Below are 13257 nucleotides of genomic sequence, written 5' to 3' on the forward strand. Positions count from 1 at the left end.
GGACTGGAGGCGCGGGGGCAGCTGGCACCGCGCGACCCACGCCCGCGTGACGCTCGAGTTCCCCCCCGCCTCCAGTCCGTCAGGGGATCGCGTCAGTCGCGACGGGTCTCGAGCGCGTTCGCCTGCGCGACCTTCCCGTACCAACGGGCCGAGTCCTTCGGCGTGCGCGCGAAGGTCTCGCGGTCCCAGGCGACGAGCCCGAAGGTCGGGCGGTAGCCGGAGGCCCACTCGTAGTTGTCGAGGAGGGACCAGTGCTGGTAGCCGAGGACCTCGATGCCGTCCTCGATGCAGCGGTGGATGCCCTCGAGCGCGCCCTGCGTGTAGGCGACCCGGCGGGAGTCGTCGGCGGTGGCGATGCCGTTCTCGGTGATCATCAGCGGCACGTGGCCGGAGAGCTCCCACGCGCTGCGGAGCCCGTCGGCCGACGCCTCCGGCCAGAACTCCCACCCGGTGAGGGTCGTCTCCACGTCGTTCGACACGGGCAGCGGCCCGTCCGGCCCGATGAAGGTACGGGTGTACGCCTGCACGCCGAGGAAGTCGTCGCCGGCGGCCTGCTCGAGGTACCAGTCGTCACGCGGGTAGCCGTACTCGCGGAGCATCTCCTCGGAGCCGGGCTCGCCGTTCGCGCGGAACGCCTGCGTGGCGATGGTCCAGCCGGACTGGAGCCCGGCGACCTGGGACAGGACCTCGCGGGACCGCTTGTGCGACGCGAGCAGCTGGTCCGCCACGTGCAGGTCCGGGTTCGGCAGGCCGTAGGCGACCAGGTTGGCGGCGTCCTCTCCCCCGGCGAGCATCGCGGCGATGTTCGGCTCGTTGATCGTGCAGACGTAGCGGACGCCGTCCTGCACGACCGGCAGCGCGGCCTCGGTGTAGCGGGCGAACAGGTCGGCCGCGTCGTCGGCGCGCCAGAAGCCGTCGCGCTCGAACCAGCGCGGCACGGTGAAGTGCATGAGGGTGACGATCGGCTCGATGCCGGCCTCGTGGCACGCCTCGACCATGCGGCGGTAGTGGTCGACCTCGGCGCGGGAGACGTGACCGCGCTCGGGCTCGATGCGTGCCCACTCGATGCTGAACCGGTAGGAGTTCAGGCCGAGGTCGGCGGCGATGCGGATGTCCTCGCGGTAGCGGTGGTAGCTGTCCGCGGCGTCGCCGGAGGGTTCGACGATGGTGGTGTCGGGCTCGTGCTCGTGCACCCACCAGTTGCTGTTGACGTTGTTGCCCTCGATCTGGTGGGCGGCGGTGGCGGCACCCCAGAGGAAGCCGTCGGGGAACTGCAGCGTGGTGATGATGGTGCCTTTCAGGTGCGAGCCGGCGCGTGCCGGCCGAGGAAGTCGTCGAAGAGCGCGATGGTCGCGGTCGGGTTCTCGACGTGGGGGCCGTGGTAGCTCGTGGGGACGACCTCGTAGCGGGCGCCGGTGTCCTCGGCCATCTGCTGCTGCCACGGGATCGGCCAGGCGCCGTCCCACTCGCCGTGCGCCACGAGGACCGGCAGCCCGGTCGCGCGGAGTTCGGCGGACGAGTCGGTGTGGTCCTCGAGGATGTGCCCGCCGGCGACGACGCTCAGCGGGCTCGTGGCGTCGAAGCGGTCGCGGACCATCCGGGCGTCGTCGGGGAGTTCCTCGTCGGGTCGGTACGCCCAGAGCGGGTTCGTCGCGTCGAACAGCTGGCGGAGGTTGCCGCCGGTGTCGTGCAGGATCGTCAGCTCCGTGACCTTGCGGTAGGGCCAGCCGTAGGGGCCGGAGCAGAACTGCACGAGGGACCGGAACGACTGCGGCGAGGCGATGGCGGCCTCGCGGGCGATCACGCCGCCGAGCGAGTGCCCGATCAGGTGCACGGGCGCGCCGTCGTCGAGCAGGGCTGCGACCCGGACGACGTCGGCGGCCTCCTCGTCGAGGGAGTAGTCCGATGGACTCCCTGGCGCGGCCGAGTCCGCCTGGCCGCGGCGGCTGATCGCGACCGCGGTCCAGCCGGCCTCGCGCAGGAGCGGCATGAAGGTGCGCCAGTCCTCCTTCGAACCGGTGTACCCGGGGACGACGAGCACGACGCCCTTCGACGGTCCGGACGGGACCACCCGGTAGGCGGTCAGCCGTCCGACCGGCAGGTCGATGCCGACGACGTCGACGCCCTCGGGCGTGGGGAGGTGCCCGAAGGCCGGGACGGACGGGAACTCGTGCACCGTGGTCATGCGAGCAGTGTCCGCCGCGGGTTGGGCACCGCGTCCAGCAGCGCGACCGTGTAGTCGTCCTGCGGGTGCTGCAGCACGTCGGCCGTCCGGCCCCGCTCGACCACCGCGCCGTCGTGCAGCACCATGATGTCGTCGGTGATGAGCCGCGCGCTCAGCAGGTCGTGCGTGATGTAGAGGAGCGAGACACCCCACTGCTCCCGCAGGTCCTCGAGCAGCGCGAGCACGCCGGCGCGCAGCGTCACGTCGAGCATCGAGACGGGCTCGTCGGCGATGATCACCTGCGGGTCGCTCGCGAGCGCCCGGGCGATGACGACGCGCTGCCGCTGCCCGCCGGAGAGCTGGTGCGGGAGCTTCTGCGCGAACTGCTCGACGGGGGTCAGGCCCACGGTCTCGAGGATCTCGAGCATCCGGCGCCGGGCATCCCGCCCGCGGAGCCCGGTGTAGTTCGCGATCGGCCGGGACAGGATGTACTCCACCGTGTGCAGCGGGTTGAGCGCCGCGTACGGGTCCTGGAACACCATCTGCACCTCGGAGCGCAGGTCCTTGAGCCCCCGCCGCCCGAGCTTCGCCACGTCCGTGTCGCCGAAGCGCACCGTGCCCGAGGTCGGCTGCTCGACGCCGGTGAGCATCTTCGCGATGGTCGACTTGCCCGAGCCGGACTGGCCGACCAGGGCGAGCGACTGCCCGGGTTCGAGGGTGAACGACACGTCGCGGACCGCCTGCACGGGCTGCTCACCGCGGCGGGGCGCCGGGTACGTCTTCACGAGGTGGTCGACGACGATCGGGTTCTTCGCGGCACTGCGCTCACGCGACCCGACGGTGGCGAACGACGAGGTCGTCTCCTGACGGGAGACCGACCGCTGCGACCGATCGGGGAAGCCCGGCAGCGACACGACCTCCGCGCGCGGATCGGCGTAGTGCGACAGGAGCATCTTCGTGTAGTCGTCCTGCGGGTCGCGGAGGACCTCGAGCGAGCGGCCGTCCTCGACGATCCGCCCCTCGTGCATGACGAGCACGCGCTCGGTGGCCTCGAGCACGATGCCGAGGTCGTGGCTGATGAGGATCGCCGTGAACCCCTCGGAGCGCTGCAGCTCGATGATCGTGTCCATCACCGCGTGCTGCACGAGGACGTCGAGCGCCGTGGTCGGCTCGTCGAACACCATGAGCTGCGGCTCGAGCGACAGCGCGAGGGCGATCGACACGCGCTGCCGCATGCCGCCGGAGAGCTCACCGGGGTACCGCGCGAGCATCGTCTCGGGCAGCTTCACCTTGCCGATCAGTTCCCGCATCCGGGCGTCCCAGCGCTCGCGCGGCACGTGGCCGTGGGCCTTGAAGACGTCGATGAAGTGGTTGCGGATCGTGCGCACCGGGTTGAGCGCGTTCATGCCGGACTGCAGCACCATCGCGAAGCCGCCCTGGCGCTGCTGCCGGAGTGCCTCGTCGTCGAGGTCGCGGATGTCCGCCCCGCCGAAGACGATGCTGCCGCCGTTGGTGCGCGCCGGCGGCTTCTGCAGCCGGGTCAGCGCGTAGCCGAGGGTCGACTTGCCCGAGCCGGACTCGCCGACCAGGCCGACGAACTCGCCCTTGCGCAGCTGGAAGGAGACGTGGTCGACGGCCTGGACGGCCGTCTGGCCGGCCGACTCGTAGACGACGGACAGGTCGCGGACGTCGAGCAGGACCTCGGCCTGGGTGCCGTCGGACGGGAGGCGCGTGGCGGTGCCGCCACGGGCCTCCAGGCCGTCGCTGGTTGCGCCGCTCATGCGGTGACCTCCTTGCGCTTGCGGCGCGCGCCCTCGCGCAGCCGCGGGTTGGACACGGCGTCGACGCCGAAGTTGATGAGGGTGAGGCTCATCGCCAGCAGGGCGATGCAGAGACCGGGGGCGAACAGCAGGATCCACTGGCCGGTGAGCAGCGCGTTCGAGTTCTGCGCCCAGTAGAGGATCGTGCCCCAGCTGACGATCGACGAGTCGCCGAGTCCGAGGAACTCGAGACCGGCCTCGGCGAGGATCGCGCTGGTCGCCGCGCCGAAGAAGCTGCCGACGATCAGGGACGTCATGTTCGGCAGGATCTCGCGGAAGACGATGCGCGTCGCGCCGTCGCCGGAGAACTGCGCGGCGGTGACGAAGTCGCGGCTGCGCAGGGACTGCGTCTGGCTGCGCAGGACGCGCGCACCCCAGGCCCAGCCGGTGACGACGATCACGGCGATGATCACCGCGATGCCGCCGTTCTGCAGGTAGGCCGCGATGACGATCATGAGCGGCAGGCCCGGGATGACGAGGAACAGGTTCACGATGAAGCCGATGACCTCGGCGACCCAGCCGCGGATGTACCCCCAGCTCAGGCCGATCGCGACGGCGACGAGCGTGGACAGGAGGCCCGCGACCGCGCCGACGAGCACGGAGACCCGGGCGCCGTAGATCAGTTGGGAGAGGACGTCCTCGCCGGCGGCGGTGGTGCCCATCCAGTGCGCCCAGCTGGCGTCGGCGTTCCGCGCGAAGCCGTTCTGACTGCCGCCGTAGGGGGCGAGGAGCGGGGCGAACAGGGCGATGAGGACGAAGGTGCCGAGGATGCACAGGCCGATGCGGGCCTTCGTGTTGCTCCAGACGACGCCGAACTGTCGTCCTGCCGATCGGAGCTTGGAGGGGGCCTGCTGGTCGTTGTTCTGCTGTTGCTCGTCTCGGGTCCGTACGGCGACGGTCTCGTTGGGTGTGCGCGTGTTGGTCATCGGCGCGTCCTCGGGTCCAGGACGCCGTACAGGACGTCCACGATGAAGTTGGCGATGAGCACCGACACGGTGATCATCAGGAAGAGGGCCTGCATGAGCGGGTAGTCCTGCCCGATCACGGCGTTGAACAGCAGGTAGCCGATGCCCGGGTAGCCGAACACCTGCTCGACCAGCACCGAGCCGCCGACCACGCCACCGAGCGCCAGGCCGAAGCCGGTCAGGTTCGGCAGGATCGCGTTGCGCGCGGCGTACCGGACGGCGACCGTGCGACCGCGGAGGCCGTTGGCCTCGGCGAAGGTGACGTAGTCGTCACCGAGGGTGTTGATCATCGCGTTGCGCATGCCGATGATCCAGCCGCCGAGGCTCGTCACGAGGATCGTCACGGCCGGCAGGACCGCGTGCCGCAGGACGTCGCCGATGTAGGTGCCGTTCCAGCCCGGGACGCTCGTCGCGGACGACGCGCCGGTGGTCGGGAACCAGTGCAGGACGTAGCCGAGGAAGAACAGCAGCAGGAGCGCCGTCCAGAAGTACGGGAACGTCGACATGAAGCTGCCGGACAGGGTCGGGAGCGAGTCGAGCCACGTGCCGCGCTTCCACGCCGCAGCGACACCGATCAGCGTGCCGATGACGAACGCCAGGACCGTCACCGTGCCGACGAGCACGAGCGTGTACGGCAGTGCGCGGCCGACCAGGTCACCGACCGGCTGCGGGTAGAACGTGTAGCTCGTGCCGAAGTCGAGGGTGACGACCTGGTGCAGGTAGCTGACGTACTGGTCCCAGAGGTTGCCGCTGGGGACGCCGAGCTGGGCCTCGATGGCCTTCTTCGTGGCGTCGGTGACCGGACCGTTCTGGCTGAGCTTCGCGAGCGCGGCGTCGGACGGGCTGCCCGGCATGAGGCGTGGGAGCACGAAGTTCAGCGTGACCGCGGCCCAGAGGGTCAGGACGAAGAGGACGAGTTTCTGGAGGATGTACTTCACTTGCCCGCCTCCTTCTGCTGCGTCTTCTGCTCTTCGAGGATCTGCTTGCCTGCTGCGCTGTCACGGAGCCGGAGCTTCGTGAAGATGAGCAGCGGGGCCGAGTCGTAGTTCTGCGGTGCCATGTACGGGTCCTCGGCGCTCGGCCAGCCGACGAACTTGCCGGTGTTGAACAGGCCCCAGAGTCCGCCGTAGTACATGCCGATCACGGGCAGGTCGTCGTACACGATGGCCTGCAGCTGGTCCAGGATCCGCTGCTGCTCGGCACGGTCGGTCGTGCCGCGGTACTCGTCGAGGAGCTTCTGGGTGTCCGCGTTCCTGTACCGCTCGAAGTTGTTCACCGTCGACTTGCCGACCGGCTGGTAGAAGTCGCTCGACAGCAGCGAGTTGTACGCCTGGAAGACGTCGCCGTTCCCCATGCCGCCCATCGCCATGTCGAACTTGCCGTTGTTGATGTTCTGCTGGTAGCCGGCGGGCTGCGGTGCCTGGATCTGCACCTTCACGCCGATCTTCCCGAGGTCACGCTGCACCTGCTGTGCGGCACGGAGCCAGTCCGAGTAGCCGTTCGCGGTCATCAGGTTGATCTCGAGCTGCTTGCCGTCCTTGACGAGCTTGCCGCCCTGCTGCTCGTAGCCGGACTTCGCGAACTCGGCGAGGGCGCGGTCGGTGTCCTGCGTGATCATCCCCTTGTCGGGGATCGACGGGTCGAGGTACTGCTCCTGGTTCGGCAGGATCAGGCCGGTCTGACCCGCGGCGCTGAGGTTGCCCTCGGAGGCGGTCTCGGCGATGCCGTCGCGGTCGAGCGCGTAGGAGATGCCCTTGCGCACGTTGACGTCGTCGTACGGCGCCTTCGTCAGGTTCGGGATGAGACCGATCACGCCCCCGGCGGGGAACCACCACTGGTTCGTGTCGGACGCGGCCCCCCACGTGCCCTTGACGTCCGAGATGAACGAGTACGCCCAGTCGTAGCCACGCGTGACGGTGTCGAGCTGCGTGTTCGTCGCGGGGAGCACGAGGTGCTCGATCGCGATCTTGTCCGCCTGCCAGTACGTCGGGTTCTTGTCCATCGAGTACTGCTGGTCGGAGTAGTTGCCGAGCACGAACGGGCCGGTGCCGACCGGGTTCGGGTCACGCCAGGTGACCGGGTCCTTCACCTTCCCGTAGTGGTGCTCGGGGAGGATGTAGGTCGCGCCGATGATGTTGAGGCTCGGGACGTCCTCGCCGTTGAGGTGGAAGACCAGGTGGTCGCCGTCCCGCTCGATGCGGTCGATGTGCTGCCAGGCACCCTTGACGTCCATCGCCGGGAACTTCTTGAGCAGGTCGAACGTGAAGAGGACGTCCTCGGGGGTGAACGGCGTGCCGTCGGACCACTCGACGCCCTTGCGGATCGTCATGTCGATCGTCCGCGCGTCGGGCAGCTCCCAGGAGCTCGCGAGCCACGGGGTGCCCTTGCCGTCGAGCGGGTTGATCTCGATGAGCGGCTCGTACATCCACTTGCTCGCGGTGCGGGCGTTCGGGATGTACGGGTTGAAGTTACGGTCGAACAGTGGGTTGCCACGGTCCGCGTTGATGAGCATCGTGTCCTTGCCGATGCTCGGGTCCGGCTGGGAGCGGACCTGGATGCTGCAGCCGGTGGCCACGAGGGCCACGACCGCGAGTCCGGCGATGGCGGCGGCGATGCGGCCGCGCCGGCGGGCGGGGGTGTGCGGCGCCGGTGGCGTCCGCCGTCCGTCCGTGCGCGGGTCGCGGTGCCCGCGCGTGCGCTGTGGGGGAAGCGTCATTGCTCGGTCGACCTCCGTGTCGAGTGGGTGCTCCGCCCAATGTATGCGCTTACATCGCGCTCCGCAACTGCGGTCCCTTCTGGTGGTCGCCACGACCGAGGGCCGTCCACGAGCGTTCCGGTCGCACGACATGCCGCCCGTTCGCCGTACAGACGGCAAGTCGTGCGACCGGAGCGGCAGTCGGCGGCATGTCGTGCGACCTGAGCCAGGGCCAGATCCCGACCCGGCGACGCCTACATCGAGGGCGGGCAGCTCTCGCGCAGCAGCACCTCGACCGGCAGCCGCACAGCGCGCGGGGGCCCGTCGCGCCGCTCGAACCGGTCGACGATCGCCCGGACGGCCGCACGACCGAGCTCCCCCATCGGCTGGTGCACCGTCGTCAGGGGCGGCGTCGAGAAGCGCCCGGCGTCGATGCCGTCGAAGCCGGTCACCACGACGTCCTCGGGGACGCGCAGCCCCCGCGCCCCGGCGGCGTCGAGCACGCCGAGCGCGGACTGGTCGTTCGAGCAGATCACCCCGCGGGGGACGTCGACTCCGTCGAACAGGGCCGACGCGAGCTCACGAGCCCGTGCGCGCCCGAAGTCGCCGTGCACCACCCGCACGTCGGACGCCGCCAGGTCGTTGTCGGCGAGCGCCTGGCGGAAGCCCGCCGAACGCTCGATGTCGTCCGGAGAGTCGATCGGCCCCGCCAGGTACGCCAGCGAGCGGATCCCGAGCCGACCGATCACGTGCGAGGCGAGCGTGCGCATGCCCGCGGCGTTGTCGACGCTCACCGAGTCGAAGCCGTGCGAGCGCCGGTCGTCCGCGAGCACCACGACCGGGATGCGCCGGGCGACGTGCTCGAGCAGGTCGTCGGGCACCGTCTGCGCGAGTACCGCGAGGCCGTCGACCCGACCCGCGACGTCGTTCACGATGACGTCCCGCGAGGACCCCCGCCCGGCCGCCACCATCAGGGCGAGCCCCCGCTGCCACGCCTCGGTCTCGGCACCGCGCAGGACCTCGTCGAAGTACAGGTTCGACGAGAACGGTTGCGTGACGTGGCGTCGGTCGTCGACCACCCGGACGCCACCGTCCGTGACGAGGTCGGGTCGCTCGTCCGGGACGACGTCGAACCCCGGCAGCAGCAGGCCGACCACGCCGGTCCGCTTGCCGGCCAGGGCGCGTGCGTTGCCGGACGGCACGTAGCCGAGGCTCCGGATCGCCGCCTGCACGCGGTCGCGGGTGCCCTCACGGACGGCGTCCGGCGTGCGGAGCACGCGGGAGACGGTGGCGATGGACACGCCGGCCTGGGACGCGACGTCGTAGACCGTGGGAGGTGCGGTGCGCTGCGCGCTCATGCCGTGCCTCCCGTCCGACGTCCACCCGGCCGCAGCACCGGTGCGCGGCCGCACCATCCTAGGCACGGGCCCGGCTCCGACTCCTCCACAGGCCGGCCGACACCCTTGCGCTCCGCGGAGGGGCGGGCGCAGACTGTTGCGACCTCAGAACGTCCCGTGAGGAAGCGCACCACGACGGTGCCCACGCACACAGGAGGAACTCTCGATGTCCCAGCAGACGCGGTCCGGCAGCAAGCACGCCATCCGACTCAGCACCGACGAGGCCGAGGTGCGCGACGCGCTCCTCGACCACACCGAGCACGGCGCGACGCTGTCCGCCCAGGAGATCGACGGGTCCGAGGAACCCACGACCAGGGCCTGACCAGCCGGGAGGCACGGGTCGGGTCCGCCTCGTCGGTCCGGCCGGTGCCTCCCGGCCGGTGCGCCCCGGTGCCGCCTGGCCGGTGCGCCCCGGTGCCTGTTGGCCGGTGCGCCCGGGTGGCGAGTGCGACCGGTCGCTCCTGACCGGTGCGCCCGGGTGGTCAGTGCGCCTGGGTGGTTGCCGGGTCGCCGTCGCCGAGCAGCTCCGGGCTGCCGACGATCGCCATGCCGGCACCGCGCAGGCGCCGTCGCTCCTGCGCGATGAACGCGAGCAGGCGATCGTTGGTCCCCGCGACGTGCGCCGCCAGCAGCTCGGCCGCGCGGTCGGCCTCGCCGGCACGGACGGCCTCGAGGATCGCGCTGTGCTCGTCCCACGCGGCCTCGCGCGCCTCGGCGGTGCGGACCTCGATCCACCGTGTCCGCTCGAGCCGGGTGAGGGCGTCGGCGATCGCGTCGGTGACGAAGCGGTTCCCGCCGAGTGCCGCGAGGTCGAGGTGGAACGTCGAACCCATGCGGATCCCCGCCTCGCGGTCGGGGGTGCTCCGGAGCTGGTCGAGGTGCGCTCGGACCTCGTCGAGCTGCTCGGCGGAGGCACGCTCGACGGCGAGCCGCGCCGCGGCGGGTTCGAGCACGCCGCGGAGCTCGGCGAGCGACGCGATCTCGTCGAGGTCGATCGGGGTGACCGTCCACGACCGCCCCTCGTGGAGGATGAGCCCCTCGCGCTCGAGCCGTGACAGCGCAGCGCGCACGGGGGTCCGCGAGGCGTGGAAGCGTCCCTCGAGTCCGCGCTCCGAGATCCGCTCTCCGGGGGCGATGTCGAGGGTCAGGATCGCCGCGCGCAGGTTGTCGTAGAGCTGGCTCGTCTGCGAGACGGGCGCGGCGGTCTCGGTCGTCTCGGTCACGGCGGACCAGCGTAGTGCAGATCGACGCGTGTTGGTATACCGTCCTGGTACACCAACCGCTCCCCGATCGAGACGACGTGCCCGCGCAGACCACCACCGCCGCTCCGCCCGTCGTCCCCGCCAGGGCGTGGACCATGCTCGCGCTCGGCGTCGCAGCACAGGCTGCCGGGACCCTCGTCGTCTCCGCCCCGGCGCTGCTCATCCCGCACCTGCTGGCGCAGGGGATGCCCTTCGCGTCGGCGGGACTGTTCGCGGCCGCCCCGACGATCGGCCTCGTCCTCACCCTCATCGCCTGGGGCGCGGTGACCGACCGCGTCGGCGAACGGGTGGTGATCGCCGGCGGACTCGCGCTGACCACCCTGACCGTCGTCGCGGCGTGGGTCACGGCGGGCGACCCACTGCTGCTCGGGGTCGCGTTCCTGGCCGCGGGCATGACGAGCGCGTCGACGAACGCGGCGAGCGGACGGGTCGTGGTCGGGTGGTTCCCGAGGGAGCGCCGCGGTCTCGCGATGGGCATCCGGCAGATGTCGCAGCCGCTCGGCGTGACGCTCGCTGCCGTGACGGTGCCGCTGCTGACCGAGACGCACGGTGTCCGGACCGCACTCGTGCTGCCGTTCGTGCTGTGCGCGGTGCTCACCGTGCTCTGCGCCGTGAGCATCGTCGATCCCCCACGGCCTCGGCAGGCCCGGGCAGCGGCGGCGACCGCGACGATCGACGGGGGCCCAGCGAACCCGTACCGGGCGTCCGGGTTCCTGTGGCGGGTGCACCTCGTGTCGGTGCTGCTCGTCGTGCCGCAGTTCACGCTCTCGACGTACGGGCTGGTCTGGCTGGTGGGCCTCGGCTGGTCGACGCCTGCGGCCGGGCTGCTGGTCGGCGCCTCGCAGTTCGTGGGGGCCGTCGGGCGCATCCTGGTCGGCGCCTGGAGCGACCGCGTCGCTTCCCGGGTCGGGCCGTTGCGCGTCGTCGCGGTGGCCGCAGCGGCCGTGATGGGCGCACTCGCGCTCGTCGACGTGTCGCACTGGGCGCCCGCGGCGGTGTTCCTCGTCATCGCCACGAGCGTCACCGTGGCGGACAACGGGCTCGCCTACACGTCGGTGGCCGAGGCGGCGGGGCCCTCGTGGTCGGGCCGGGCGCTCGGTGCGCAGAACACGGGGCAGTTCCTGGCGGCGAGCGCCGTCGGCCCCGGTGTCGGTGCACTCGTCGGGGTGCTCGGCTTCGCGGCGTCGTTCGCGATCGTGGCTGCGCTCCCCCTGCTCGCGCTGCCGGTCGTCCCGCGCGACGACGTCTCCCACGACTGACGCCCAGCACCGCCCGCAACACGCAACGTCGGCGGCGGCTCGCAGGGGTGTACCGCTGCGAGCAACCGCCGACGTTGCGTCCCGCGGAAGGGGCGTCCGTGCGAGGGGCCTCCGCGGCGGACGGGGTCAGGCAGGGACGGCGGGACCGACCGGCCAGCGCAGGAGCGCGGACGCGGGGGCACCGCTCGGCAGCGACGCCGCGTTCACCAGGACGAGTTCGGCGTCGGTCAGGACGACCGCCCGGACGAGTGCGCACACCGCCGGGACCTGCCCCAGCACCGACGCCCCCGCGGCCTGCTCGGGAGCGGTGGCGACCCAGGGTGCGGCATCGAGCGCGTACAGCGTCCGGTCCCCGAGCGCACCGGCGTCGAGCGTGACGACGGCTGCCTGGGCCTGCTGCAGCGCGGACACGACGGCACCGATCCCGCTGACGCTCTCGTTGTCCCCGCGACCCTCGTGCGTGCGGAGCAGGTCCTGCACGTCGTGCCGCCGCGACGCCAGGACGCGGGCGAGGGCGAGGTCGACGTGCTGCACGAGCGCCTTCTCGGAGGCGTCGTCGGCGCGCGGGTCGACCGCGACCTCGGTGACCAGCGCCCGGGTCGACGTCGAGAGCTCACCACGCAGGAGTTCGCGGGCACGGATGTCCCCGGCGAGCACGATCAGCCGGGGCGCGGTCGCCCGGACGGTCTCCTCGATCGCGGCCGCGACCTCGCCGGCGGTCTGCTTCCAGATCTCCTCGGCGTGCTGGTGCCAGTGCGGCTGCTTCCACCCGGCACCGGACTTCGCCTTGTGCAGCGTGTCGGTCCGGCCCTGCACGCGCTGCTCGTCCTCGGTGGCGCCGGTGGGGGCGTGCCCGAGTCGGTAGCTGCGGAAGCCGCCGCCCTCACGTCCGACGGTGACGACGAGGAACGGCAGGTCGAAGGGCCGGTGGGCGAGCAGGGGCAGCAGGTCGGGGACGGCGCCGGTGCCGATCGACTCCTGGCCGTGCAGGTGCCCGGGCAGCACCTCGCTGAGCACGAGCTCGTCGTCGCGGACGAGCACGTACCGGGCGACGGGTGCGGGCACGCCGGGCTGTTCGACGAGCTCCTCCTCGATGATCTGTGCGGCACGCTCGGAGCAGCCCTGCCCCGCGAGCGCATCGGAGACGGTCCGACGCTGGAGCGCGGCGATGCGGCGCGGGTCCTCGCGGTTGCCCGACGCGTCGACGTAGGCCCACGTCCAGGTGCCCGGCGTCTGGAGCGCCTGGACGATCTCGGGCTGCAGGGCGCTGGTCTCGCGGGTGGTCTGGGCCATCAGCGCTCGCCCTCCTCGTCGGTATCGGTCGTGAAGACGGCGTCCGATCCCCCGCCGACGCCCGATCCGTCGTCCTGCAACGACCCCTCGAGCTCGCCGTCGTACCCGGAGGCCGTCACCGTCTCGGCGTCGTCGGTGTCGTCGGGCACCGGTTCGGACTGCCGGAACTCCTCGACGTGTGCGTTGCTGCCGTGCCCCTGGACGATGCTCTGCGCCTCGTGCGCGAGCTGGTCGTCGAGCTCGGGTCCGTGCGTGCTGTTGCCGCGATCGGTCATCGCCTGCCCCTTTGCGTCGGTGCCGCCGACGTCGCTGTCGGGCCGCCTGCGGCTTCGGTGTTGTGCGTTCTGACCACGGTGCGCGCTCGGCGCTGACCACGTTCGGAGGTCGGAGCGAACACGCAGC

General features: G+C 71.5%; 12 protein-coding genes. 2 read left to right on the forward strand and 10 right to left on the reverse strand.

Annotated features, from left to right (window positions below; genetic code table 11):
* Positions 1-92: 92 nt before the first annotated feature.
* The 7 genes from M3677_RS10540 to M3677_RS10570 all read right to left on the reverse strand — a co-directional run bounded on the left by M3677_RS10540 (position 93) and on the right by M3677_RS10570 (position 9002).
* The gene (locus tag M3677_RS10540) at positions 93-1277 is read right to left on the reverse strand and encodes a family 1 glycosylhydrolase (RefSeq protein WP_285841002.1); all 1185 of its coding nucleotides are present in this window, start codon (positions 1275-1277) and stop codon (positions 93-95) included.
* A 20-nt stretch (positions 1278-1297) separates the two neighbouring features.
* Positions 1298-2185, reverse strand: coding sequence for an alpha/beta fold hydrolase (locus M3677_RS10545; RefSeq protein WP_251160508.1), 888 nt, complete (start codon positions 2183-2185; stop codon positions 1298-1300).
* Positions 2182-3945 (reverse strand): ABC transporter ATP-binding protein, encoded by a 1764-nt coding sequence (locus M3677_RS10550; RefSeq protein ID WP_251160509.1) that lies wholly within the window; start codon positions 3943-3945, stop codon positions 2182-2184. Before M3677_RS10550 ends, M3677_RS10545 begins: the two co-directional genes overlap by 4 nt.
* Positions 3942-4910, reverse strand: a complete 969-nt coding sequence (locus tag M3677_RS10555; protein ID WP_251160510.1) for an ABC transporter permease — start codon at positions 4908-4910, stop codon at positions 3942-3944. The genes M3677_RS10550 and M3677_RS10555 overlap by 4 nt, the downstream gene beginning before the upstream one ends.
* Positions 4907-5887, reverse strand: a complete 981-nt coding sequence (locus M3677_RS10560; RefSeq protein WP_066651916.1) for an ABC transporter permease — start codon at positions 5885-5887, stop codon at positions 4907-4909. Before M3677_RS10560 ends, M3677_RS10555 begins: the two co-directional genes overlap by 4 nt.
* Positions 5884-7665, reverse strand: a complete 1782-nt coding sequence (locus M3677_RS10565; RefSeq protein WP_251154154.1) for an ABC transporter substrate-binding protein — start codon at positions 7663-7665, stop codon at positions 5884-5886. The genes M3677_RS10560 and M3677_RS10565 overlap by 4 nt, the downstream gene beginning before the upstream one ends.
* A 233-nt stretch (positions 7666-7898) precedes the next feature.
* Positions 7899-9002, reverse strand: a complete 1104-nt coding sequence (locus M3677_RS10570) for a LacI family DNA-binding transcriptional regulator (protein ID WP_209684160.1) — start codon at positions 9000-9002, stop codon at positions 7899-7901.
* A gap of 205 nt (positions 9003-9207) precedes the next feature.
* On the opposite strand from M3677_RS10570, the gene M3677_RS10575 reads away from it, so the two are divergent.
* A complete protein-coding gene (locus M3677_RS10575; protein WP_251160511.1) occupies positions 9208-9363 on the forward strand; it encodes a hypothetical protein in 156 nt (51 codons plus the stop codon).
* A 160-nt stretch (positions 9364-9523) separates the two neighbouring features.
* On the opposite strand, the gene M3677_RS10580 is transcribed toward M3677_RS10575, so the two are convergent.
* A complete protein-coding gene (locus tag M3677_RS10580) occupies positions 9524-10264 on the reverse strand; it encodes a GntR family transcriptional regulator (protein WP_251154156.1) in 741 nt (246 codons plus the stop codon).
* A gap of 134 nt (positions 10265-10398) precedes the next feature.
* On the opposite strand from M3677_RS10580, the gene M3677_RS10585 reads away from it, so the two are divergent.
* Positions 10399-11562 (forward strand): MFS transporter, encoded by a 1164-nt coding sequence (locus tag M3677_RS10585; protein WP_251154409.1) that lies wholly within the window; start codon positions 10399-10401, stop codon positions 11560-11562.
* A gap of 126 nt (positions 11563-11688) precedes the next feature.
* Here the strand turns inward: M3677_RS10585 and M3677_RS10590 are convergent, their stop codons facing one another.
* Together M3677_RS10590 and M3677_RS10595 are read right to left on the reverse strand one after the other, a co-directional pair.
* Positions 11689-12855, reverse strand: coding sequence for a Vms1/Ankzf1 family peptidyl-tRNA hydrolase (locus M3677_RS10590; protein ID WP_251160512.1), 1167 nt, complete (start codon positions 12853-12855; stop codon positions 11689-11691).
* Complete coding sequence (locus M3677_RS10595) at positions 12855-13130, reverse strand: hypothetical protein (protein ID WP_066651909.1); 276 nt, start codon at positions 13128-13130, stop codon at positions 12855-12857. Before M3677_RS10595 ends, M3677_RS10590 begins: the two co-directional genes overlap by 1 nt.
* Positions 13131-13257 lie beyond the last annotated feature (127 nt).

It is taken from the genome of Curtobacterium sp. P97, from assembly GCF_023712445.1.
In the GTDB taxonomy this organism is placed as follows: Bacteria; Actinomycetota; Actinomycetes; order Actinomycetales; family Microbacteriaceae; genus Curtobacterium.

Excerpts from the sequence above, each read along its gene's own strand:
- M3677_RS10545 (WP_251160508.1), bottom strand. The coding sequence starts at position 2,185 with ATGACCACGGTGCACGAGTTCCCGTCCGTCCCGGCCTTCGGGCACCTC.
- M3677_RS10550 (WP_251160509.1), bottom strand. The coding sequence starts at position 3,945 with ATGAGCGGCGCAACCAGCGACGGCCTGGAGGCCCGTGGCGGCACCGCC.
- M3677_RS10555 (WP_251160510.1), bottom strand. The coding sequence starts at position 4,910 with ATGACCAACACGCGCACACCCAACGAGACCGTCGCCGTACGGACCCGA.
- M3677_RS10565 (WP_251154154.1), bottom strand. The coding sequence starts at position 7,665 with ATGACGCTTCCCCCACAGCGCACGCGCGGGCACCGCGACCCGCGCACG.
- M3677_RS10570 (WP_209684160.1), bottom strand. The coding sequence starts at position 9,002 with ATGAGCGCGCAGCGCACCGCACCTCCCACGGTCTACGACGTCGCGTCC.
- M3677_RS10575 (WP_251160511.1), top strand. The coding sequence starts at position 9,208 with ATGTCCCAGCAGACGCGGTCCGGCAGCAAGCACGCCATCCGACTCAGC.
- M3677_RS10585 (WP_251154409.1), top strand. The coding sequence starts at position 10,399 with ATGCTCGCGCTCGGCGTCGCAGCACAGGCTGCCGGGACCCTCGTCGTC.
- M3677_RS10590 (WP_251160512.1), bottom strand. The coding sequence starts at position 12,855 with ATGGCCCAGACCACCCGCGAGACCAGCGCCCTGCAGCCCGAGATCGTC.
- M3677_RS10595 (WP_066651909.1), bottom strand. The coding sequence starts at position 13,130 with ATGACCGATCGCGGCAACAGCACGCACGGACCCGAGCTCGACGACCAG.